Source organism: Nocardia flavorosea (assembly GCF_015477805.1).
Classification (GTDB): Bacteria; Actinomycetota; Actinomycetes; order Mycobacteriales; family Mycobacteriaceae; genus Nocardia; species Nocardia flavorosea_A.
The window spans coordinates 419130-442826 of record NZ_JADLQL010000003.1; the positions used below are offsets into that span (position 1 = coordinate 419130).

The 23697-nt window shown below is 68.8% G+C and carries 12 protein-coding genes and 1 pseudogene; 4 read left to right on the forward strand and 9 right to left on the reverse strand.

Going from position 1 to position 23697, the window contains the following annotated elements; genetic code table 11:
• Positions 1 to 92: 92 nt before the first annotated feature.
• The 6 genes and pseudogenes from IU448_RS17300 to IU448_RS17325 all read right to left on the reverse strand — a co-directional run bounded on the left by IU448_RS17300 (position 93) and on the right by IU448_RS17325 (position 12253).
• The gene (locus IU448_RS17300) at positions 93 to 3839 is read right to left on the reverse strand and encodes a multifunctional oxoglutarate decarboxylase/oxoglutarate dehydrogenase thiamine pyrophosphate-binding subunit/dihydrolipoyllysine-residue succinyltransferase subunit (protein WP_416383022.1); all 3747 of its coding nucleotides are present in this window, start codon (positions 3837 to 3839) and stop codon (positions 93 to 95) included.
• A gap of 176 nt (positions 3840 to 4015) precedes the next feature.
• Complete coding sequence (locus tag IU448_RS17305; RefSeq protein ID WP_195056657.1) at positions 4016 to 7780, reverse strand: ABC transporter ATP-binding protein; 3765 nt, start codon at positions 7778 to 7780, stop codon at positions 4016 to 4018.
• Positions 7781 to 8017: 237 nt separating this feature from the next.
• Positions 8018 to 8800, reverse strand: coding sequence for an ABC transporter permease (locus IU448_RS17310; RefSeq protein WP_195056658.1), 783 nt, complete (start codon positions 8798 to 8800; stop codon positions 8018 to 8020).
• The gene (locus tag IU448_RS17315; protein ID WP_195056659.1) at positions 8797 to 9738 is read right to left on the reverse strand and encodes an ATP-binding cassette domain-containing protein; all 942 of its coding nucleotides are present in this window, start codon (positions 9736 to 9738) and stop codon (positions 8797 to 8799) included. The genes IU448_RS17310 and IU448_RS17315 overlap by 4 nt, the downstream gene beginning before the upstream one ends.
• 176 nt (positions 9739 to 9914) lie before the next feature.
• Positions 9915 to 10571 (reverse strand): annotated as a pseudogene (locus IU448_RS17320) (hypothetical protein); the annotation flags it as partial.
• Between the two features lie 662 nt (positions 10572 to 11233).
• Complete coding sequence (locus IU448_RS17325; protein WP_195056660.1) at positions 11234 to 12253, reverse strand: glutathione S-transferase family protein; 1020 nt, start codon at positions 12251 to 12253, stop codon at positions 11234 to 11236.
• A 113-nt stretch (positions 12254 to 12366) separates the two neighbouring features.
• Here IU448_RS17325 and IU448_RS17330 point away from each other — a divergent pair, with 113 nt between their 5' ends.
• Both IU448_RS17330 and IU448_RS17335 read left to right on the forward strand, forming a co-directional pair.
• Positions 12367 to 13161, forward strand: a complete 795-nt coding sequence (locus IU448_RS17330) for an enoyl-CoA hydratase/isomerase family protein (RefSeq protein WP_195056661.1) — start codon at positions 12367 to 12369, stop codon at positions 13159 to 13161.
• Between the two features lie 130 nt (positions 13162 to 13291).
• Positions 13292 to 14743, forward strand: a complete 1452-nt coding sequence (locus IU448_RS17335; protein WP_195056662.1) for a class I adenylate-forming enzyme family protein — start codon at positions 13292 to 13294, stop codon at positions 14741 to 14743.
• 25 nt (positions 14744 to 14768) lie between these two features.
• Here the strand turns inward: IU448_RS17335 and IU448_RS17340 are convergent, their stop codons facing one another.
• Positions 14769 to 15527: a tyrosine-protein phosphatase gene (locus IU448_RS17340; protein WP_195056663.1), complete on the reverse strand. Its 759-nt coding sequence runs from the start codon at positions 15525 to 15527 to the stop codon at positions 14769 to 14771.
• A gap of 399 nt (positions 15528 to 15926) precedes the next feature.
• Between IU448_RS17340 and IU448_RS17345 the strand changes: the two genes are divergently transcribed.
• Both IU448_RS17345 and IU448_RS17350 read left to right on the forward strand, forming a co-directional pair.
• The gene (locus IU448_RS17345) at positions 15927 to 16373 is read left to right on the forward strand and encodes a TetR family transcriptional regulator (protein WP_195056664.1); all 447 of its coding nucleotides are present in this window, start codon (positions 15927 to 15929) and stop codon (positions 16371 to 16373) included.
• Positions 16374 to 16420: 47 nt separating this feature from the next.
• Positions 16421 to 17599 (forward strand): amino acid deaminase/aldolase, encoded by a 1179-nt coding sequence (locus IU448_RS17350; RefSeq protein WP_195056665.1) that lies wholly within the window; start codon positions 16421 to 16423, stop codon positions 17597 to 17599.
• An 89-nt stretch (positions 17600 to 17688) separates the two neighbouring features.
• Here IU448_RS17350 and IU448_RS17355 read toward each other — a convergent pair whose 3' ends face one another.
• A complete protein-coding gene (locus IU448_RS17355; protein WP_324188625.1) occupies positions 17689 to 21732 on the reverse strand; it encodes an AAA domain-containing protein in 4044 nt (1347 codons plus the stop codon).
• A 108-nt stretch (positions 21733 to 21840) separates the two neighbouring features.
• Positions 21841 to 23652, reverse strand: a complete 1812-nt coding sequence (locus IU448_RS17360; RefSeq protein WP_228813306.1) for a DEAD/DEAH box helicase — start codon at positions 23650 to 23652, stop codon at positions 21841 to 21843.
• Positions 23653 to 23697: the final 45 nt, after the last annotated feature.

Consider the following 23697-nt stretch of genomic DNA (forward strand, 5'->3'; position numbering starts at 1 on the left):
ATGCCTCATGGACCTCCCCCGGGAAACGCGCGACGCCGGGCGCGGACCGCCTTCCGGAGAAGGGATCGCGCCCGGCGCCGCACGGGTTCTTATCAGCTGGTGGGCTCGAACGCCTCGTCGATGATCTCGGCCTGCTCCACCGCGTGCACCTTGCTCGAACCCGAGGACGGGGCCGACATGGCACGGCGCGAGATACGGCGCAGGCGGCCCAGCCGCTCGGGCAGCAGCTCCGGCAGGTTCAGGCCGTAGAACGGCCACGCACCCTGGTTCTCCGGTTCCTCCTGCACCCACGCGATCTCGGTGGCGTTGGTGTAGCGCTCCAGTGCTTCGTTCAACCGGAACTTCGGCATCGGATACAGCTGCTCGACCCGGACGATGGCGATATCGTCACGCTTGCGCTTGGTCTTCGCGGCGGCCAACTCGTAGTAGAGCTTGCCGCTGGTCAACAGGATGCGCTTGACCGCGTTGCGATCGCCGATGCCCTGTTCGTATGTGGGCTCGTCGAGCACCGAACGGAACTTGCTCTCCGTGAACTCCTTCAGATCGCTGACCACTGCCTTGTTGCGCAGCATCGACTTCGGTGTGAAGACGATCAGCGGACGGCGAATACCGTCCAGCAAATGCCTACGCAGCAGGTGGAAGTAGTTCGCCGGGGTGGACGGTACCGCCACGGTCATCGAACCCTCTGCACACAACTGCAGGAAACGCTCGATCCGACCGGAGGTGTGGTCGGGACCCTGGCCCTCGTGCCCGTGCGGCAGCAACAGCACGACCGAGGACAGCTGACCCCATTTCGCCTCACCGGACGAGATGAACTCGTCGATGATCGACTGCGCGCCATTGACGAAATCGCCGAACTGCGCTTCCCACAGCACCAGTGCGTCCGGGTTGCCCAGCGAATAGCCGTACTCGAAGCCGACGGCGGCGAATTCGCTCAGCGCCGAATCGTGCACCGCGAACCAGCCCGGATCGGCGCTGTTGATGTTGTGCAGCGGGGTGTACTCGGCGGCGGTCTTACGGTCGATGATCACCGCATGCCGCTGAGTGAAGGTGCCGCGCCGCGAATCCTGACCCGTCAACCGCACCGCGCGGCCCTCGTCGATCAGTGTGCCGAACGCCAGCAACTCGGCGAACGCCCAGTCGACCTTGCCCTCGTAGGCCATGTCGCGACGTTTGTCCAGCACCGGCTGCACACGGGGATGCACGCTGAAACCGTCGGGCACGTCGATGAATGCATCACCGATCCGCTGCAACACCGACTTGTCGACGGCGGTCAGCACGGTGGAGGGTACCTTCTGGGTATCCTCGACCGATTCGCTCGGCTCCGGCGGATACTTCTCCAGCTCCCGGACCTCGTTGAAGACCCGCTCCAGTTGCCCCTGGTAATCGCGCAGCGCGTCTTCTGCCTCCTTCAACGAGATATCACCGCGGCCGATCAGGCTTTCGGTGTAACTCTTGCGCACGCTGCGCTTGGTATCGATGACGTCGTACATGTACGGCTGGGTCATCGACGGGTCGTCGCCCTCGTTGTGGCCGCGGCGGCGGTAGCAGATCAAATCGATGACCACGTCCTTGCGGAACTTCTGCCGGAAATCGACCGCCAGCCGGGCGACCCAGTCGCACGCTTCGGGATCGTCACCGTTGACGTGGAAGATCGGGGCACCGATGAACTTCGCGATATCGGTGGAGTATTCGGTGGAACGGCTGTTCTCCGGCGCGGTGGTGAAACCGATCTGGTTGTTCACCACGATGTGGATGGTGCCACCGACGCGGTACCCGCGCAGACCCGACAGGTTCAGGGTCTCGGCGACCACGCCCTGGCCGGCGAACGCGGCGTCGCCGTGCAGCATCAGCGGTACGACCGAGAAGCCCTCTTCGTCGTCACCCTTGTCCAGCAGATCCTGCTTCGCGCGGACCAGACCCTCGAGTACCGGGTCCACCGCTTCCAGATGCGACGGGTTGGCGGTCAGCGAGACCTCGATCTCGTTGTCGCCGAACATCTGCAGGTAGGTGCCGCGCGCGCCGAGGTGGTACTTCACATCGCCCGAGCCGTGCGTGGCGGCCGGGTTCATATTGCCCTCGAACTCGGTGAAGATCTTCGAGTACGGTTTGCCGACGATATTGGCCAGCACATTGAGCCGGCCGCGGTGCGGCATACCGATCACGACCTCGTCGAGCGAATGCTCGGCGCACTGGTCGATCACCGCGTCCATCATCGGGATGACCGATTCGGCGCCCTCCAGCGAGAACCGCTTCTGCCCGACGTACTTGGTCTGCAGGAAGGTTTCGAACGCCTCGGCCGCATTGAGCCGGTTGAGGATGTACTTCTGCTGGGCGACCGTCGGTTTCACATGCTTCTGCTCGACCCGGTCCTGGATCCACTTCAGCTGTTCGGGTTCCAGGATGTGGGTGTACTCCACACCCACATGCCGGCAGTAGGCCTCGCGCAGCACCGAAAGCACATCGCGCAGCTTCATCCGTTCCTGGCCGTGGAAACCACCCACGTTGAACTCGCGGTCGAGGTCCCACAGGGTCAGGCCGTGCTGGATGACGTCCAGGTCCGGGTGGCTCTGGAACTTTTCCTTGACCAGGCGTAGCGGATCGGTATCGGCCATGAGGTGGCCGCGGTTGCGGTAGGCCGCGATCAATTCCAGTACGCGGGTGCTCTTGTCGACCCCGCGCTCCTGAATATCCTTGCGCCAGCGGATCGGCTCGTACGGCACACCCAGGCCGTGGAAGATCTCGTCGTAGAACTCGTCGGCGATGAGCAGCTTGTGGATGGTGCGCAGGAAATCACCGGATTCCGCGCCCTGGATGATGCGGTGATCGTAGGTCGAGGTCAGCGTCATGAGCTTGCCGATGCCGACTTCGGCGATCCGTTCGTCGCTCATTCCCTGGAACTCGGCCGGGTACTCCATGGCGCCCGCGCCGATGATCGCGCCCTGTCCCTGCATCAGCCGCGGTACGGAGTGCACGGTGCCGATGGTGCCGGGGTTGGTCAGCGAGATGGTGACTCCGCTGAAATCCTCGGCGGTCAGTTTGCCGTCGCGGGCGCGGCGGACGATGTCCTCGTAGGCGGTGTGGAACTGGGCGAAGGTCATCTCTTCGCAGCCCTTGATGGCCGCGACCACAAGGGAGCGGCTGCCGTCCTTACCGGGCAGATCGATGGCCAGCCCGAGGTTGGTGTGGGCGGGGGTCACCGCGTTCGGTTTACCGTCGACCTCGGCGAAATGCCGGTTCATGTTCGGGAACGCCTTCACTGCCTGCACGATCGCGTAACCGAGCAGATGGGTGAACGAAATCTTCCCGCCGCGGGTACGGGCGAGGTGGTTGTTGATGACGATCCGGTTGTCGATCATCAGCTTGGCCGGTACGGCCCGCACGCTGGTGGCGGTCGGGATGGTCAGCGACGCCGACATGTTCTTGGCGACCGCCGCGGCGGCACCGCGCAGTACCTTCTTCTCTTCGGTGGCCGAGGGTTTCGGTTTCGGTGCGCCGGAGGTCGGGGCGGCGTTGGAGGTCGGCGCCGGGGTGGTTTTCGGCGCGCGCTGTTGCTGCGCCGCCGCGGAGGTTTTCGCCGCGGCGGTGGCGGGTGCCGCAGGCTTGGGTGCCGCAGCCGGAGTGGCCGCGCCGGCCGGGGTGCCGGGGGCGGCGGCGCGGGTCTGTACGGAGGCCGCCTCGGCCGGTACGGGGGCGGAATTCACCGTACGGGCCGCCGGTGCCTGGGCGGCCTGGGTGGTGTTGCCGGAATCACCGGAGGTCTCGGGGGTGTAGTCGGCGAGGAACTCGTGCCAGCTTGCGTCGACCGAGGATGGATCCTGTTTGAACTTCTGATACATCTCGTCGACCAGCCACTGGTTCTGACCGAACTGGGATTTTGAGCTGCTCACAGCAGGTGTTCGCCTCATTTCGTTCTTCGCGCTGCGACGTTTGTGACGTGCCCGGCACCGGGGATCGGTGGATGGGTACCGATACGCCCTCTGACGAGGATAGGCCCCTGTGCCCATCGGCAACGTCACCGACCACCGGTCTGCCCCGACCTCATAGTTGACGACTCGTGTCCTATCGAGGATATTCCTTCGGCGTTACCCGCGGCTGTCCACAGGCGGGCATACTCTCCGCCGGTTGCCAGCAGTTCGCCGTGGGTGCCGAGTTCCACGATCCGGCCGTGCGCGACCACGGCGATGCGATCGGCGCGGGCGGCGGTCGCCAGGCGGTGCGCGACGACGACCGTCGTCCGGTTGCGAGCCAGCGAACCGGTCGCTGCCAGCACTTTCTCCTCCGTGTCCGGGTCGAGGGTAGCGGTGGCCTCGTCGAGCAGCAGCACATCGGGATCGACGAGCTGGGCGCGCGCCAGGGCGATGAGCTGGCGCTGTCCGGCCGACAGTCCGCGCCCGCGTTCCCCGACCGCCCGCCGCATTCCGCCGGGCAGACCGGCGATCATGTCCGCCGCACCCACTGCCCGGGCGGCCGCGGCTATCTCGGTTTCGGTCGCGGAAGGTTTCCCGAATGCGATGTTGCTCGCGATATCGCCGGTGAACAGGTGAGCTTCCTGCGGGACCATGCCGAGACGGGAGCGGTACCCGTCGAGCCGGTAATCGCGGATGTCCATGCCGTCGGCCCGGATCACACCGCTATCGGTCTCGGCGAGGTCGTAGAGCCGGGCCAGCAGTTTGACGATGGTGGACTTCCCGGCGCCGGTGGCGCCGACCAGGGCCAGCGACCGGCCCGGAGCCACGGCCAGCGATACCTCGTCGAGCGCGGGGCGCTCGGTGCTCGGATAGCGGAAGCGCACGGCAGCCAATTCCAGATCCCCGCGCAGGCCGGCGGTCAGCGGATCGGCGCCGGGCGGATCGGCCCGGATGGACGACGGTGTGCGCAGGAGTTCACCGATCCGCCGCAGGCCCACCCGTGCCTGCTGATATCCGTCGAACACCTGCGACAACTGCTGTACCGGGCCGAACAGCAGCTCGAGATAGAGCACGAACGCGATGAGGGTCCCGGCGCTGGTCTCACCGGCGGCCACCGCATGCGCTCCGGTGAGCACCACCAGGGCCAGCGCCAGATCGGTCCACGACGCCATGAAACCGAAGTACAGCGCGATGGCCCGCTGGGCGCGCATCCGGCTGCGGCGGTAGCCGGCGGAGTATTCGGCGAACCGGTGCGCCGAACGCCGTTCGTGCCGGTTGGCCTGGACGGCGCGGAGCCCGGCGACGTTCTCCTGAAAATCGGCGTTCACCGTCGACACCCGTTCCCGGGAGATGCTGTAGGCCACCGAGGAGACCCGGCGGAAGATCACCGTGGCGATGACCAGCGGCGGGAGCACGCCGAGCAGAACCACCAGGGCCAGTTGCGCATCGATCACCAGCAGGGCGATCGCGATCCCGGCCAGCGACAACGCACTCACCAGGGCGGTCGACACACCGGTCTGCAGGAACGTGGACAGCGCATCGACATCGGTGGTCATCCGGGTCATGATCCGGCCGGACAATTCCCGTTCGTAGTAGTCCAGGCCGAGCCGCTGCAGATGCGCGTAACTGCGGATCCGCAGCCCGTAGAGCACGCGTTCGCCGGTGCGTGAGGTGAGCAGAGTGGTCGCGGCGGCCACGACCCAGCCGGCCAGGACCAGTCCCGCGCCCAGCAGTGCGGTGACGGCCAGGGCGCCCGGATCGGACCCGGCGACACCGGTATCGATGGCGTGCCGCACCAGCGGTGGGAAACCGATCCCGATGAGGGCATCCAGGGCGAGCAGTAGCACCGAGGCCAGGACCAGAAGGCGTACCGGGCGCAGCAGGCGGGCCAGCCGGAAGCCCGGATCGGGTTCGCGCAGCCGGGCCGGGTCCAGCCGGGGGCGTTCATCGGCCGCGGGCAGGCGGGCGATGGCCCGGCGTAATTCGGGTGTTTCGCTGAGATTCGCCGCGGCGGCCATCCGGTCCCTGGATTGTGCTACCGGTAGGCGTTCGGTGACGACGGCGGGACCGCTCACCACGGCCGTCGCCGGCTCCGGCAGGCGGATCACCCGGTCGGCGTGGGCCAGGGTGGATTCGCGATGCGCGAGGATGATCGTGGTCCGCGATCCCTGGTCCGGCAGGGCGCCGAAAATGGCCGCCTCGGTCACCGCGTCCACCGCCGAGGTGGCGTCGTCGAGGACGAGAATTCGCGGCCGGGCCAGCAGTGCCCGGGCCAGCGCGATCCGTTGCCGCTGACCACCGGAGAGGGTGAGCCCGCGTTCCCCGACCACCGTGTCGTAGCCGTCGGGCAGGGCCTCGATGAAATCGTCGGCGGCGGCCTGACGGGCGGCCTCCCGGATTTCGGCGTCCGTGGCGTCCGGCCGGCCCAGCGCGATATTGGCGGCGACGCTGGAGCTGAACAGGAACGGATCGTCGAAAACCACGCCGACGGCCGCGCGTAACTGCGCCGCGGCGACATCGGCGATATCGACGGGCTCGGTGCCGTCCGCGCCGAGGAGCCGGATCCGGCCGGAATCGGGGGCATAGAACCTGGGCAGCAGCAGTGACAGGGTGGTTTTCCCGGACCCGGCCGGGCCGATGACCGCCACGGTTTCGCCGGGCCGTACCCGCAGGTCGAGGTCACGCAGCACCGGTTCCCCGGGATCGAAACCGAAGGTCACCGATTCGAGTTCTATCCCCAGCGAGCCGTCGGGAACCGGTACCGGCCGGGGCGGGTCGGCCACCGCCGGACCGGCGTCGATCACCTGGTAGACGCGTTCGGCCGCGGCGCGGGTGAGCTGGGCCAGGATGATCACCGACGCCATGGTGCGGGCGGTGGTGGTCATCGTTGTGACGTAGGCGCTGAAGGCGAGGAAGGTACCGAGGCCGATGGCGCCCCGCAGGGCCAGCCAGCCACCGAGCGCGATCACGATCACCAGGCCCGCCTGCGGTATCGCGGCCAGCGTGGGGGAGAAGCGGGCGTTGATCGCGGCGGCGCGCATCCGTTCCGCGAACAACCGGCGACCGTGGCCCTCCAGGACGTCGACCATGCGCGCTTCCTGGCCGAACCCCTTGACCACCCGTACTCCGGTGACCGTCTCCTCGACGTGCTGGGCCAGTTCCGCCGCCCGCTGCTGGGCCGACCAGGTGGCGGCGTGCAGCCGAGGCCGCATCCGGTAGACCACGCCGATCACCACCGGCACCATCAGCAACGCGGCCGCGGCCAGCGGCGGGGACAGCCACAGCATCACCCCGGCCGCGAGCACGAACTGCAGCAGCGACATCCCCGACAGCGGCGCCATCGCCAGCAGCGACTGCACCAGTTGCAGGTCGGTGATGGAGCGGGATACCACCTGGCCGGTGCGCAGTGCGTCCTGGCCCGCGCCGTCGAGCCGTTGCAGCGAGTCGAGCAGTTTCAGCCGCAGACCGTGCTGGACGTCGAGGGAGAGTTTCCCGGCGAGCATGCGCCGCCCGAACGAAGCGGCGAACCGCCCGGCCGCGAGCAGCGCCAGCAGGCCCGCGACGATACCGATGACGCGGGTGGCGCCGGTGGTCGCCGAATCCACGGCCCACTTCGTGAGCAGCGGAGCCACGATCTCGGCCGCGGCACCGGCCACCAGCGCCAGCCCGATACCGGCCAATGTGCCGCGGTAGCGCCGGCACTCCGACCACAGCCTGCGGATCCACCCCGGCCGCGCGCCGCCGCTACCGGTACGCTCCGCCGCCCGCTCCGGCTCGCGCGCGCTATCGGATGCGTGTGCGGTCTGCCCGCGGTCGCCCTTCGCCGCCGTATCCGTATCCGTATCCGTATCCGTATCCGAGTTCCTCATGCCACGTCCATCGGGCGCGCATGCCGACTCGCCGTGGTTGTCCGTCGCGCTGTCGCCGCCGGGCTCGGTCCACTCATCCGCCCCTCCCGTATACCCCCGTTTTCACCTGCCATCGACCATAACGACGCCTACCGACAGGGACTTGTTCCCGAGGTCGCGGCCCGGCGGGCGAGACCCCACCGCATGGGTCGACCGGTGTATCGGCCGGTACACCGGTCGCCGCAGTCGAAACAGGTGTCAGAACTCGGCGCGCCGCAGCGACCACCAGCTCCAGCCCCCGACTCCCACGGCCCACAGCAGTAGCACGACGATCGCCGCGGGCGCGGGGGCCAGGAGGTCGGTGTCGGCGAAGGATCCGGAGAAGAGGGTGCTCAGCGTGGCGGAGCCGGGCAGCAGTGTCACGACACCGGGGATACCGATACCCGCGGTCACCACCCACAGCAGAGGCTCGACGATCAGCAACCACACCAGAACGGCCCCGACCGCAAGTAGCGGCGTCCGTATCAGCAACCCGATCCCGGTGCCGATCAACGCCCAGCAGACGGCCGCGATCAGGCCGCCACCGAGAACCGCGAACAGCGAACCGGTGAACTCGAATTTACCCCGCCCGAACAACAGCAGGCAGAGTACGGCCACGATCTCGGCCGCCAGTGCGGTGACGAGCGCGGCAAGCCCGGTGACGAGGAATTTCGCGCCGGCCAGCTTATCGCGGTCCACCGTGAACAGGGCGGTGATCACCAGGGTGTCGTGCTGATGTTCCCCGGCCGCGCCCGCGGCGCCGAACGCCGCGGCCCCGAGGACGACGGCGAACAGCGCCACATACAGTCCGATGGTCGCGGCTCCCGTCACCGGCTCGCCCGCCGGATCCTGTGGTCCGGCGCGAAGTGCGCTGACCGTGGGAGCCACGATGGCCACCGCGACCGCCAGCCCGGCGAGGACGTGGGTGTAGCGGAGCGTGACTGCTTTGCGGTATTCGGACAGCACGGGCGGAATCAGTTCCGCGGGTACGACGTCGATCATCGGGAAACCCCGTACGGCAGAGAGGTGGACGGCATTCCGGGACCCGCCGGCCGGGATGCGGCGGCATGGGTCAGCGACGCGAGAACACGGTCGGGGTGGATCCGGTCGGCCACGATCCGGTGCAGCCGGACCTCGGCGGCCCGGGCGGCCTCGACGATATCCTCCTCGGTCGCGTCGGCCACGGCGAGTTGATCGTCGGGCCGGATCACCGCGTCGGTGAAGCCGCGGGCGGCCAGCGCGGTGGCGATCGCGATCGACGACGAGGACGCGACCACCAGCCGATCGGGATTGCGCCGGCGCAACCGTTGCGGGCTGCCCTGATAGGCCACCGTTGCGGTGGCGCCGAGCACCACCAGATGGTCGGCGATCGGCAGGGCGGTGACCAGGCTCTGCGCGGTGAACAACACGGTTCCGCCGCGGCGGGTGTGCTGTCGCAGGAAACCCTGCAGCCAGGAGATCTCGGTGAGCTGCATACCGGCGGCCGGGTCGTCGAGGATCAGCACGGGCGGATCGCCGAGCAGTGCGGTCGCCAGGGCGGCGCGGGCTTCTTCACCGGGTGTCAGCTCGTCGGGCACCGTGCGGGCGCGCTCGGTGAGACCGGTGATCTCCAGTACGGTCCGCACCCGGCGATCGGGATGCCCACCGGCGGCGGCATACACCCGCAGGTGGTCGCGAACGGTGCGCCGGGGGTGGAGTCCGCGGGGCGCGAGGACGGCGCCCACCGCAGAACTACCGCGCCCACCGGTCAAGGTCACCGACCCGGTGGTGGGCGGGAGGAGACCCAGCAGGGCGGCGACGATCGTAGACTTCCCGGAGCCCGGGGGACCCACCAATGCCGCGCAGGTACCCGAGGCGATATCGAAGGACACATCCTGTGCGCCGATCGTGAAGTCGGGGAAACGTTTGGTCAGGCCCCGGACCGTGATCGCGGGCCTCATCGGGGATCGACCGGGGGTTGCCGGGGCTCGGTCGGCAGCGCGGCGGGCGCTTCCGGGGGCCGGCGTCGTGCATCCTCCGGCGGCACGGGCGATTCCGGCGCCGGCGGCATCTGCGGATCCTGCTGTACCGCCGGCTTGTCCGGTTGTCCGGCGGACGGGAGTTCGGCGTCCAGCACCATTTCGTCGGCGAAGTACCGCGGTGCCGGCCCGAACGCCTTGCGGGCGTTGTTGATCGTCGCCTTGCCGAGTGCCCGGTTACCGACTCCGCCGATGACGGCGCCGATCCCGGCGGGCACCACCTTCCCGGCCATCAGCGCGGCACGTTTGGTGAGGAATCGCACGATGAACCGTTTGAGCAGCGAATCGTTCATCCCGGACAGGCCCGGAATCTTGTTCGCGAAAACGGTGCCCCAGTTCTTGGCCGAGGAACCGACGCTTTTCTGCACGATTTCCATACCGCTGTCGCCCAGCACCACGGCCAGCACCATGGCCCGGCGCTGTGGGGCGTCCTCGGGCCGGACGCCGTGCACGGCGGCCACCGCGAGGGTGAACAGCGCGGAGGCTTCCATGAAGAAAGTGGTCTCGGCGCTCACCGCCGCGAGCGCGGCGATCGTCCCGACCCCGGGGACCGCTGCCGAGGCGCCGACGGCGCTACCGCTGCCGGTGACCGCCAGCAGATACTGGCGTTCCAGCCGGTCGATGATCTGCTCCGGTGTTTCCTCCGGATGAGCCCGCCGCAGTCGCGCAACGTACTTGGCGACGGCGGGTGCTTGTAGCCGGGAACCGTGGTCGAGCGCCTCGATCACGGCTTTTTCCACTGCCCCGTTACGCACGGCGTCATCCTCCTTTGCGAGCCCTATGCACTGTATGGCACCGGGCCGACGTTCGTCCGTTCCGACAACGGATTACCCGCCTCCGTGGTTCCGATGCGCACCGTCACCGAGGCTCCCGTCGACCCCGAGGCAGCGCCTCGCGGCCCGCGGGAAACGGGTGCCGGTATTCGGCTCCTCGGCTGTCGACATGCCCCGCCGGTCCGGTGGCGCGCCACCGTGCCGCCGCCGGGCCTACAGCCGCTTCGGCCGCCCGGCTGATTACTGTCCGTCGACAGCGGCGTAGGGCTGCTGCCCACTGGTAGGCACGCTGCTTCACGGCCACGGCGATGGATGCCGTGCTGGACCGGGCTGCCGCCGAGGGCAGCGGGGGACACCGCCCACACACCGATGTGCCGGTTGCGGCGCAATACGCGCACGTCCCGCGGTAGCTGTTGCCCGTTGTGTTCCGGCCGAAGCGCCGGCGCCGAGCTTGCCGGTGCCGGCCCGGCGGACCGAGCATCCGACCGAGTGACCAGGATACGGTCTCACTTGCAACGGTTCCGCCGACGACCGCAGTCCGGGCCCGTTTTCGGCCTGGGGCTACTGCCCGCCGCGTTCCGGCCAGGCCCTACGGTGGGCAATATTGTGCCGGGCTACTGCGCGCTGTGCTCCGGCCCGAAGGGCTACTGCGCGCCGTGTTCTGCGGGGACCTCTTCCGCCGGGAGTGGCGGGGGTGGCGGCGTGCCGTCGCCGAAGGGGCGGCCGCCCAGGGCTTCGCGGCCGTGCGGCGAGAGCCAGTTGGACAGGTCCGGTCCCCGAGGGACGATCTGTGTGGGGTTGATATCCGTATGGACCTTGTAATAGTGGTCCTTGATCTGCGCGAAGTCGATCGTATCGCCGAAACCTGGGGTCTGGAACAGGTCGCGGGCATATGCCCACAGGACCGGCATCTCGGTGAGCTTGCTCCGGTTGCATTTGAAGTGGCCGTGGTAGACGGGGTCGAAGCGGACGAGCGTGGTGAACAGCCGGATATCGGCCTCGGTGATCGTGTCGCCCACCAGGTAGCGCTGCCCTGCCAGGCGGTCGCTCAGCCAGTCCAGCGCCGTGAACAGGCGGTTGTAGGCGGCATCGTAGGCGTCCTGGGCGCCGGCGAAACCGCAGCGGTACACCCCGTTGTTCACTTCGCGGAAGACCCGGGCGTTCACTTCGTCGATCTCGGCACGCAACGGTTCTGGGTAGAGCTGCGGTGCTCCGGTGCGGTGAAAGGCGGTCCATTCCAGCGAGAAATCGAGGGTTATCTGCGCGTAGTCGTTGGTGACGACCTGCCCGGTGGGCACGTCCACGATCGCCGGCACGGTGATTCCGCGCGGGTAGCCGGGGAAGCGGGCCAGGTAGGCGTCGCGCAGCCGGGGTATCCGCAGGACCGGATCGAGACCGCCGGGGTCCAGGTCGAAGGTCCAGCTCAGTTTGTCGTGGGTGGGGCCGCACAGGCCCAGCGAGAGTGCCGATTCCAGGCCGAGTAGGCGGCGGACGATCAGGGTCCGGTTGGCCCACGGGCAGGCCCGGGCGGCCACCAGCCGGTAGCGGCCCGGCTCCACGGGATAGCCGTCGCGACCGTCGGCGGTGATCCGGGTGGTGATGTAGTTGGTGTCGCGCTTGAACTCGCCCGGTTCGACATAACTGCCCTGTTCCGTTTCGGTCATATTCTCAGTCTGGCAGGGGCGGGCCATGAGTTGGCGGTATGCGCGAGCCGGGTCCGGGGGCGGTAGCGGAGCGTAACCGCGTAGGGCCCTCGCTGATACCTGATAATCACAGTATGAGCGCTACCAAACCCACGCGTCTGCAACGTTCGGCCACCACGGGCGGAGCCGAGGTCGCGACGCTGACGTTGGCGGCACCGCCGCTCAACCTGTTCGACAAGGCCATGTTCGACGCGCTCGTCGACGATCTGGCCGAACTCACCGCGCGGCCGCCGCGAGCTCTGCTGATCCGCGCCGAGGGAAAGGTGGTCTCGGGCGGTGTGGACGTGCACACCTTCGACGGACTGACCACCGAGCAGGGCGCGCAGCTGTGGCAGGACCTGTTCGATCGGATCAGCCACCCGATCGAGGCGCTGCCCTGCCCGGTGGTGTTCGCGGCGCATGCGCTCACGCTCACCGCCGCCTTCGAGATAGCCCTGGCCTGTGACCTGATTCTGGCCGCGCCGAAGGCGAAGTTCGGTCTGGTGGAAATCGTGGTCGGGCTGACCCCGTCGATGGGCGGCCCGCAGCGACTGGCCGAACGGGCCGGGTCGGGGCGGGCGCGCGAACTGGTGATGACGGGCGATCTGTACGACGCGGCCACCATGCTGGAGTGGGGTGTGGTCAACCAGATCCACGATGATGTGGAGGCTGCCGCGTCGGCGCTCACCCACCGGCTGGCCGAGGGGCCGACGCGTGCGCACGCGGCCACCAAGCAGATCGTGGCGGCATGGCGTTCGGGCGGCGTCGGGCACGCCGATTCGGTGACGCCCGAGGTTTCCGGCGAGTTGTTCGGCACCGAGGATCTGCCGGGCGCGGTACGCAGCTTTCTCGAGGTCGGCCCGGGTAAGGCCACCTATCGCGGTCGCTGAGTTTGCGAGAAAGTTGCCATAAGGCGGCTCCGAGATCTCGATTCGACCGGATTCATCGACTCCGCACCCATTTTTGTGATCTGGGTCATATAGTCACAGGTGCCTGACTGTTCGACTGTGCGGAGGTTCGATGCAAGCCGGTACCACCACGACCATCGGGCCCCCTGCCGGTCCGTTACTCCGCACCACCGGAGGTCCGGCCGCGGGCACCGGTGCGGAGGGCGGCGACCGGACGGCGCAGTCGCGACCCCGGAGCCTCGAAGGTCCGTGCCGACGAGCCGATGCCCCCGCGATTTCGCTGGTGGAGTTCCCGCAGGCCGATACGAGTTCGGCGGCGCCGCTGTCCCGCGGCGCGGACGGCATCCTGCGGTACGGCAATCTCAGTCCGGCCCTGACCGAACTGCTCGATCTGCAGGTCCACGCGTTCGCGAACCGGGAGGCGGTGGTGGAGGTCGGCGGCGGCCGCCTCACCTACCGGGAACTCTGGCATTCCGCCTCCCGGGTGGCCGGCGGTTTGCAGGAACACGGAATCGGCTACGGCGATCGGGTCGCGGTGCATATGCCGCCGGGGGTGCGCTGGGTGCAGGCGTTCCTGGGCGCCCTGCTCAGCGGTGCGGTGCCGGTCCTGGTGCATCACGGTTTGCCGAGCAGGGCGGCCGAACAGGTCATCGCCGACAGCGATGCCGATTTCGTACTGGGCTCGAGGCAGCGCGGCTGCGGGGCGACCCGCGGTGACGGGCCGTGGTCGCCCGAACTGCCCGACGGTGCGGCATTCATAGACGACGGTGCGGCACTCAACGATCTGGCGCTGCTCTGCTATACCGACGGGGCCGGCGCGAACGAGCTGCCGACCGGGGTCGAACTCACCAACGAGAATCTGCTGTCGGCGATCAGGTCGATGGTGGCGGCACTCGATCTGCCCACCGACGGCATGCGCAACTTGGTACTCCAGCCGCTGGCGCACGCGGGCGGCTGTGTAGACCAGCTGCTGCCGACTTTCGCGGTCGGTGGGACGGTGGTGCTGGCACAGGGGGCCGGGGGAGTCGCCCGGGCAATCGCCGGCGAAGGCGTCGACACGGTGGCCGCGAACACCCGTATCCTGGCCGGTCTGCTCCCGGAACTCGCGGCGGGCCGGGCCGGTGGGCTACCGACCGAGCGGGTGATCCGGATCAGCAGGTCGGATCAGCGGGCCGGTACCGCCGACGGCGACGCCGCCGAAGCCGCCGGCGCCGGACCGGACTTCGCGGCCCAGCTGTGCCGAGTTTTCCCGTCCGCCCGGCAGTGGTCGGTCTGGGGTGCCACCGAAACCAGCGGTATCGGCCTCGCGCTCGGTCCCACCGCCGGTCCCGTCGGCGGTGTCGACGGGACCTTGCTGGGGTTTCCGTTCGGCGGCACCGAGCTGGCGCTGTGCGGTCCGCGGGCCGCCTCCGGCCACGGTGAGCTGCTGTGTCGCGGACCCAACGTGTCCCGGCGGTATTGGAAAGACCCGCAGCGCACCGCCGACCGGTTCACCGGCACCTGGTTCCATACGGGCGATCAGGTGAGCATCGGCCGTGACGGACTGGTCCGTCGCAGTGCCTGAATCCGGATATCCGGCCCGACCAGGCTCAGGCGACCAGCCGGTCGCGTAGCCGATCGCGCAGGTCCGTGGTGAATCCCACCGCCCGCAGGTAGGAGTCGAAATCTCCGTGCAATTCCGTACTGGCCTCCAGGCCGGCGCGCAGGTATTCCTCGCGTACCTCGAGCACCGCCTGGGGCAGGTCGGCGCCGAACTCGTCCTTCAGCGAGGACCGCAGTTCCGCGACGGCGTGGTTGCTGAGCAGGTAATCGGTGAGGATATCGCTGTCCGCAACGCCCACCGCCCGCAGCAGAGTGGCCACGGACCATCCGGTGCGATCCTTACCGGCCGCGCAGTGCACGAGTACGGCACCGCGATCGGCGACGATCGCTTCGGCGAGGGCCATGATGGCGGCATGCGCCTCCGGGCCGGCCGGAAACCCCCGGTACACGTCCATCATGTAGGCCAATGCCGCGCCGGGTGCGTCCTCGCGGCCGGCTGCCGCCTCGTGTGGCGGGGCGGTGGCCGTTTCCGCATGGAACGGGGTGATCCGTAGCTGGATCTCCGGCGGGAGGTGATCGGCGCCGACGCGCTCGATCTCCCGGTATCCGCGCAGATCGTGGACTGCGCCGACGCCGAGTTCCCGCAGGGTTGTATGGCCGGTGTCGTCGAGGCGGCTGAGCTGGGCCGACCGGAGCAGGACGCCCGGCCGGATGGTCCCGCCGCCGTCGACGGGCAAGCCGCCGAGGTCCCGGAAATTGAAGGTGCCGCTGATCCGTAGATGGTCGGCGAGAGGAGAGCTGGTCACCGAATCAGGCTAACCGGCCGCACGGAGAGGGGAGCAGTGTGTGATCAAGCACAGCGATCGGGGAACTCCGATGCTTCGTCGTAGACTGGCCGGTGGCCTGTGCCCGGAGGGCGGCGGGCCGATGGCGGTGCCCGGGCGCCCCGGGTACCGGTTGTGAAAAGCCGCGGTTGCGGTGGGGTCACAAAACAGGCTTCGGGTATGGGTTTCCCCGTGTAGCTGTTCTCAAACCCCGAAAACGTTTCTAATATCGAGTTGACGGATTGGTTGGGCGATAACTTCCCGACCTTGTGCCCGCCGATCCGACCGGCCTCTTCGGCGCCGGGTTTCGGTGCCGAAGTGTGCGATGTGTTTGCGAGGGAGCTTGCGTTGGGCGTACGTGGAGAAATAGCGGAGGGTCGGATGCGATCGGCCGTGCGTGAAGCGGTCGAAAACGCCGACGCGGTGCTGGATATCACCGGGTTACGGGCGTTACGGGTGTTACTGCATGCCGGTTTCAGCGCGTACTGGCCGCTGGTGAAGTCCCGGCCGGTTCAGCAGCTCCACGCGTACGAGAAGACGGTGCAGACGCTGTGCCGGCACTGGGATTCGCGCGCCGACTACGTCCCCGACCCGGTGATATCGGAGCGGCAGCGGGTGCAGCAGCAGCACGTCGTGGAATGGCTCGAACTGTGTGCGCAGCGCTCCGGCGCCCGGTGGATCGAACCGGTGGATTCGGTGGCCGGGTACGTGATCACCGTGGTTCAAGGCTCGGTACTGCGCTGGCTGGCCGATTGCGATGACGAGGCGATTCTGGTGGCGTTCGACGACCTGGTGTCGAATCTGGTCACCCGCGCTGTCGATGCCTGATCTCGAAAAGCTGGACGTATGACCAGTCCGGTGGTTGAGTAGGCGGGGTGAGCACGACCTCGCCGATTGCCCACCTGCACGCGGCCACCGCGGACCTCGATCCGCCGCTGGCCGCCGTGGACCTGACCGTATTGCGCGCAAACGCCGCCGACCTGGTCCGCCGGGCCGGCGGCCGCCCGCTGCGGGTGGCCGGCAAATCGGTGCGCTGCCGAGCTGTTCTCGCGGAGGTACTGGGCCCGGAACTGACCGCGGCCGGCGGTTTCGCCGGGATCATGTCGTACTCGCTGGCCGAAGCGCTGTGGCTGGTCCGCTGCGGTGCCCGCGATGTTCTGCTCGGCTACCCCACTGCCGATCGCGCCGCGCTCGCCGAACTCGCCGGTGACGAACGCGCGCTGGCGGCAATCACCCTGATGGTCGACGACACCGCCCAGCTCGACCTGATCCGCGCCGCGATGGGAAGCAACCGCGTGGCACCGCGCATCTGCCTGGATGTCGACGCTTCGCTGCGGATCGGCCCGCTGCACCTGGGGGTGCGCCGTTCACCGGTGCGCACACCCGAGCAGGCCGCTGCCCTCGCCGCGCGAGCCTGCGACGGCGGATTCCGAGTGGTCGGGCTGATGACCTACGAGGCGCAGATCGCCGGACTGCCGGACTCCTCACTCGCGGTGCGGCTGATGAAGAAGGTATCCGCCCGGGAGATCGAACGCCGCCGGGCCGCCGTGCTGGCGGCGGTGGTGGCGGTGACCGGCGAGCTGGAAATCGTCAACAGCGGCGGCACGGGTTCCGTCGAGCTGAGTGCGCACGCGACCGGGGTCACCGAGATCACCGCCGGCTCAGGTCTTTACGTACCGACTCTGTTCGACGATTATCGTTCGTTCCGGCCGCGGCCCGCACTGTATTTCGCGCTACCGGTCCTGCGCCGGCCCGCCCCTGATATCGCTACGGTTTTCGCCGGTGGCTATATCGCTTCCGGCCCGGCCGGGCCGAGCCGGGTACCGGAACCGGTGTGGCCCAAGGGATTGCGATTGCTGGGCACCGAAGGGGCCGGAGAAGTGCAGACGCCGCTGTCGGGACCGGCCGCACCGGAAATCGGGGACCGGGTGTGGTTCCGCCATGCCAAAGCCGGTGAACTGTGCGAACGGTTCGATCGGCTGTACCTGGTGGACGGCGACGGAACCCGCACCGAGGTGCCGACCTATCGCGGTGAAGGAAAATGCTTCGGGTGATTCCGCGGAATCCGGTGGCCCGGAAAAATCGGTTGATCCGGATTTCCGGCCGCGAATTCAGCGGCCCGGCCGGATCTATTTTCCGGCGCTCACAACCGGATGAAATCGGCGAGAGCCGATAATTCGCCGAGCGTTTCCGGGAGGAATTCCGTCAGTAACGGGGAACGGACGATAATCGCGCGGCACCGGGCGCGGCACAATGTGTCGTGTACCAGAGCGGCCGACAGCAGCGCGCCGACCGGGCCGGGCGCATCCTCGGGAGTGGAAGTGGCCGGTGACACCAGCACCACGGCCGCCTCCCGGCCGCGGAACAACTCCGGAGTTCCCACCAGTACCTCTTCGATCCGTGCGCGCGACAGCAGTGTCCGGATCAGGCTCACCTGTGCCCGGTGCGGCGAAACCACGACGATATCGTGCGGTTGCAGCTGCCGGCTGCCGGTGCCGTCGTTCCAGGTACGGCCCAGCAGCTCACGGATCTGCTGCAGGACCTCCCGGGCCTCGGCATCCGACGAGGTCGAGTTGCCGTGGTGCGCCACGAGCACCGTGGCGATCCCGGGTTCGAGCGTCGTCTCCGGATCCGGCGGCACCGGCACGGCACGTAACCGGTTGTCGAAGAACAGGCGCGATACCGGATCACTCACCCGCGGGTGCATACGATGGGTCCGGCCCAGGAAGTAGCCGTGTGTGGCGGGCAGCGTCCGCCGGCCTGCGGCCAGCCACGTGAGAACAGGGATATCCACCGGCTCCGGATGCGGGCCGGGACCCGGCCGGTGCCGTTCGGTGGGATCACCGGCCAGCAGCAGGTTTCGGGCACTCACCGATACCGCCGCCGCCGTGGCCAGAGGGAAAGCGTTCGCATCGGCGATGACCAGCAGATCCAAGGCATCCCGGGGGACACGGGCGGGATCGATGAAATCGCCTGGAGTACCGCCCAGAACGCATCCGCGTATGGCGTTCGACAGGAACCGGGAGTAGCGGGCGGAGTCGAGTACCAGCCATTCGGGGGCAACCGCCACGGCATCGCTCTTCGCGACCAGCTCGGGGAGCACACCGGCGCGCACGATCGCATCGAGCAGATTCTCCACCGGGACGGCGGTGGGCGCGACGATACCGATACGCCAGTTGTCCCCGGTGACCAGTGCGGCGATCGCCGCGGCCAGCACGGCGGTCCGCCCGGTGCCCGTGGGTGCCTGTACGGCCAGGTAAGAGCGGTCCAATGCGCGCAATGCCGTGGTGATCGCGGCCGCGGAATCGGGGGCAGCGGACGGACCCGCGGATATCGCGTCTCGCGGGTCCACGACCTCATGGGCACCTGGTCCGGGGATACCCCCGCCGGGGCGTGCGGAGTCCTGCCGCCCTGCTACGGGCGTGGTCGCGACGGGTTCATCCTGGGCAGGTAGCTCCGGGCCGGCCGAAACGAGCGAGTTCGGCCGACGGGCCGGGAACTCGGGTGCGCTGAGATGGGCTCGGGGACCGGTTGTACGGTCCGCGCTGCGGGCGGTTGTGCCGGGCTGGGCCTGCGGATCGGGTACGTGGGGTGGGGTGGAGCCGGATGTGTGCGCCGTCGGCGCGCCGGTATCGGCTGCGGGTGTTCCGGTGACGGGTGAATCGGAGTCCGCCGGATGTCGTGTGGGCGGATGGTATCCGGTCGGTCGCGTGGTGGCCCGCCCGGATTCGTCCGGTGAGGGCGTCGACGAGGGGGATTCGGCGGCAGGTTCGCAATCGTGCAGGGAAGCGGCGTCTGTCGTGGCGGGCGTACGGGTTCCGATGCCGGTTGTGGCGGGAGGTGAACCGGCGGCAGTCGCGGGTGCGGTGTGTGAATCGGTACCGGGTGTGTGCGCCGGGCGCGCGGTCGCCGATGTGCTGAGTGGCCTGGAATCGGATGCCCCGGTGTTCGGGTCGGGCGTCCCGGACCCCGTGGGTGGCCCAGGCGGGATGCCGGTGGTCGTCTGCGGCGCGGGTGCCGGTGCGTCTGCACGCGCGCCGGTACGGGGTGTGCGCATCCGGGGCGGGCGGCGGGCGAGGACGTCGAATATCGGAGTGCCCGGGAGCCCGGGCAGGGTGACGAGCAACTGTTCGCCGATTTCCTCCAGCGCTTGTGCATCGGCAGCCGGTGGACCGGGCAGCGCCGGCGCGAGGGCGATCGGCAGCTCGTCGTGTGCCGCGGCGCCCGGTGCGAGGGTTTCCTCGAGCCGTACCGTATCGGTGAGGTCCGGTTCCACCGCACAGCCCAGGACGGTGGCCGGGTCGACGGTTCTGATCGCGAGGGACGCGTGCCGGTCGGCTTCGTAGACGACGTAGACGCGAGTGCCGGGTGCGAGCCCGGGACCGGTGAGCCGGCCGCGCAGGCGCAGGAAGCGGCGCACCGTATCTCCCGGGCCGATATGCCAATTCGTATCCACCGCGCACGAATCGGCCACCATCACCCCGGGGTCCGGCGCCCACTCGGACAGGGGATGGGTGAGCCGGTCGATATGGGCCCACCAGGAAGTCTGTTGTTCGCGACGGTGATAGCCGAGCAGGGCGGCCGTGAGCGCCGCGACCCGGTGCGGATCGGTTCCCGGGGGCCGTTCGGGGGCGGTTCGGGTGCGGCCCGCGTACTCGGTGAGCGCCGCCTCGGTGGACGAGGAACACACAGCGGGTGTTTCCCGCAGCAGCCGGTCCAGGGTGCCGCTGCGGGTATCGGGCGGCCGGGGTGCAGCGGTGCCGGCTTCCTTGCGTAACCGGTCGGCGAGCCACAGCGCGGCCCGGCCGTCGGTTTCGCCGGCGCGACCGAGTGTTGCCGTGACCTGGTCCAGCGCGTAGGAGCGGGCTCCGAGGACGAACGCGCCGCGCACGATCGGATACAGATCCACCAGAACGCCGGTCCGTAGCAACGTGTCAACGGTTTCCTCGCCGGCGCCCAGGTGGCCGGCGGTGTGCAACAACAAGGTCCTGCCGGCGGTCGTGTAATGGAAGATGTGCAGGCCGGGATCGGCCAGTAGCGGCTCGGTGAGCGCGGCCAGCAGATCGGAGAAGGCTCGCCGGGCGCTGTCGCGGCGCGCCTTGCGGTGCTGCGGGGACAGGCCGTCCACCGGCGATTCGATCGGTAGTTCGCAGGACAGCCGGACGGATTCGCGGGCGGCCACCACCACCCGCACGCGGTCCGGTGCCACCGGGTGGATGTGCAGTGCCAGATCCCCCGGTGTGGCGGGCGGGAGCATACCCAGGGCCGCCGAATCGGCCGGGAGCAGTTCACCGCGACCGGAATGTTCCTGGCGCAGCTGGACAACCGCCTGGGTGCGCAGCCGGGCGAGGGTGTGCGCCGGCACCTCCGGCGGTGTCGCGATCCGGGTGGTGAGCCGGTCGATGGTGGTGATGCCGGCCGCGCGCAACGCCGCCCGGGTGGCCGGATCCATCCCGGCGACCAGCAAGAGATCGCGAGCCTCGGCCCGGGCGGCAGCGCAGACAACGCAGCGGCCGCACGCCCGGAAGCGCGGATCGCCCCATTGCACCGGCAGGAGCTCGGTCGAATGTTCGTCCAGGATCTGCTGTATTCGCCGGCGACGCGCCCGATACACCGCCTGCGCATCGGCTACCTCGGCGAGGTGTGTCGTATCGCCGGCGTGGATGTGCAGGCGCGGATCGACAGGCACCGGCAGCGATTCGAGGAATTCCGCGGCAGCACCCAGCCGCAGTGCGGTGGGTACCGGCCGGGCTCGCGTGGCGCCGTGCAGCCGCAAACCGTCCGGGGTTCGCGTCGCCAGGTCCACGTGGGTGAAGAAACCGCCGTCGAAGAACACCGCGCCCAGTACCGCCGGAGCGCCGCCCCGTACCGCGGCGACCGACGCGCTGTGCGCGGTGGCGAGCGCACCCAGCGGGTCGGCCGGGTCGGCGGGCGGAGCAAGTTCCACCACACCGGCGCCGTGGCGGCGCAACACCGTTTCGCGCAGCGCCGCGAACCGCGACTCACCCGGGGCAGTCGCCGGCGGCACACCGTACTCGCCGAAACCAGTATTTGCCGCTGCTCCGCCGCCGCCACCGGGGACCGTACCGAGTTCGGCGTCGAGCGCGCGCAGCAGCGCGAACTCACAGCGCGCGCCGCGCTCCAGATCTGTGGCGCCGCACACCACCCGATCACCGACAACGAACACCCTCGGTCCTCCTGCGACCCAGCGATACTGCCGGCGAGCGGGGACACGCACACCGGACGCGGCCCACTGTAATCACCGGCCCGGACCTGGTGGGACGGACCGTGGATTCTACGAACGCGGTTTGCGCCGCTCGTACCGTTTGGGACCGTCGCGCCGCGGCCCGCGGCCGATCGAACGATGTCCGGGCGGCCCCTGGTCGAGCTGCAATTGGATCAGGACGCCGCTGATCCGGGTGCTCCGCAATGCTTCCAGCGTTTCCGGCGGCAACTGGGCCGGCAACTCCACGAGGCTGTGATCGGGGCGGATGCTGATATGCCCGAAATCGCTGCGCCGCAGACCACCCTCGTTGGCGATCGCACCCACGATCGCGCCCGGTACCACTCGGTGCCGTTTACCGACGCTGATGCGATACGTCGCCAGTTCGGCGCCGGTGGCGCGATGCCGGCTCGGGCCGCGCCGGTCGTCGAAACCGCTGTCGTCGAAGTTACGCGGCCCGCGTTCCCGGCGCGGCCGTTCCACCGGCTCCGGCTCGGGTTCGAGGAAGAAACTCTCGCCGTCGTGCGCGGCGACCGCCAGAGCCGCGGCGATATCGGCCAGCGGAGTGTTGTGCTCCCGCTCGTAGTCCTCGATGAGCTTGCGGAACAACGCCAGATTGTCCGAGCTGAGGTTCTCGGTGATGGCATCGCCGAACTTCGCGACCCGCTGCGCGTTCACATCGTCGACACTGGGCAGCTGCATCTCGGTGAGCGGGTGCCGGGTCGCGCGTTCGATGGATTTCAGCAGATGACGTTCCCGGGGCGCCACGAACAGCAGGGCCTCGCCACTGCGGCCGGCGCGCCCGGTGCGGCCGATCCGGTGCACGTAGGACTCGGTGTCGTGTGGGATGTCGTAGTTCACCACATGCGAGATACGGTCCACGTCGAGGCCGCGGGCCGCGACATCGGTGGCGACCAGGATATCGAGGGCGCCCGCCTTCAATTGCCCGATGGTGCGCTCACGCTGCGCCTGGGCGATATCGCCGTTGATCGCCGCGGCCGAGAACCCGCGGGCGCGCAGCTTCTCGGCCAGCTCCTCGGTGGCCTGTTTGGTGCGCACGAAGATGATCATGGCCTCAAAGGCCTCGACCTCGAGGATCCGAGTGAGGGCGTCGAGTTTGCGCTGGTGCGACACCAGCACCCAGCGCTGGGTGATATTGGTGGCGGTGCTGGTCTTGGACTTGACCGTGATCTCGACCGGTTCGCGCAGGTACTGCTTGGAGATCTTGCGGATCGCGGCGGGCATGGTGGCGGAGAACAACGCCACCTGCTTCTGCGCAGGGGTATCGGCGAGGATGCGTTCGACATCCTCCTGGAAACCCATCTTCAGCATCTCGTCGGCCTCGTCGAGCACCAGGTAGCGCAGCTGCGACAGGTCCAGCGTGCCCTTCTCCAAGTGGTCGATCACCCGGCCGGGGGTACCCACGACCACCTGTGCGCCGCGGCGCAGACCGGACAGCTGCACGCCGTAGCTCTGCCCGCCGTAGATCGGCAGCACATGCGTATTCGGCATATGCGTGGCGTAGCGGCCGAACGCCTCGGCGACCTGGATCGCGAGTTCCCGGGTCGGGGCGAGGACCAGCGCGGCCGGCTGTTTGCCGGTGGGCCGTTCCTGCAGCAATCCCATCAGAATCGGGATGGCGAACGCGGCCGTCTTACCGGTACCGGTCTGCGCGAGACCCACCACATCCGCTCCCTCGAGCAACGGGGGGATGGTCGCGGCCTGGATGGGGGAGGGGGATTCGTAGCCGACATCGGCGATGGCCGAGAGGATTCGGTCATCGATTCCGAGATCGGCGAAAGACGGTCCGGCGGATTCGGCGTTTTCGGCTTGCGCGTCGCCAGGGTCTCCGCCGAGGCTGCCGTCGCCCTGATTGGTGCTCATTGACCAGGAGTTTACTGGTACGGCCTGGTCGTCCGGCCCACCGGG

What these genes read in the sequence shown, in the direction of transcription:
- IU448_RS17300 (WP_416383022.1), bottom strand. Translation starts at nt 3,839, where the DNA reads ATGTATCAGAAGTTCAAACAGGATCCATCCTCGGTCGACGCAAGCTGG.
- IU448_RS17305 (WP_195056657.1), bottom strand. Translation starts at nt 7,780, where the DNA reads ATGAGGAACTCGGATACGGATACGGATACGGATACGGATACGGCGGCG.
- IU448_RS17310 (WP_195056658.1), bottom strand. Translation starts at nt 8,800, where the DNA reads ATGATCGACGTCGTACCCGCGGAACTGATTCCGCCCGTGCTGTCCGAA.
- IU448_RS17315 (WP_195056659.1), bottom strand. Translation starts at nt 9,738, where the DNA reads ATGAGGCCCGCGATCACGGTCCGGGGCCTGACCAAACGTTTCCCCGAC.
- IU448_RS17325 (WP_195056660.1), bottom strand. Translation starts at nt 12,253, where the DNA reads ATGACCGAAACGGAACAGGGCAGTTATGTCGAACCGGGCGAGTTCAAG.
- IU448_RS17330 (WP_195056661.1), top strand. Translation starts at nt 12,367, where the DNA reads ATGAGCGCTACCAAACCCACGCGTCTGCAACGTTCGGCCACCACGGGC.
- IU448_RS17335 (WP_195056662.1), top strand. Translation starts at nt 13,292, where the DNA reads ATGCAAGCCGGTACCACCACGACCATCGGGCCCCCTGCCGGTCCGTTA.
- IU448_RS17345 (WP_195056664.1), top strand. Translation starts at nt 15,927, where the DNA reads ATGCGATCGGCCGTGCGTGAAGCGGTCGAAAACGCCGACGCGGTGCTG.
- IU448_RS17360 (WP_228813306.1), bottom strand. Translation starts at nt 23,652, where the DNA reads ATGAGCACCAATCAGGGCGACGGCAGCCTCGGCGGAGACCCTGGCGAC.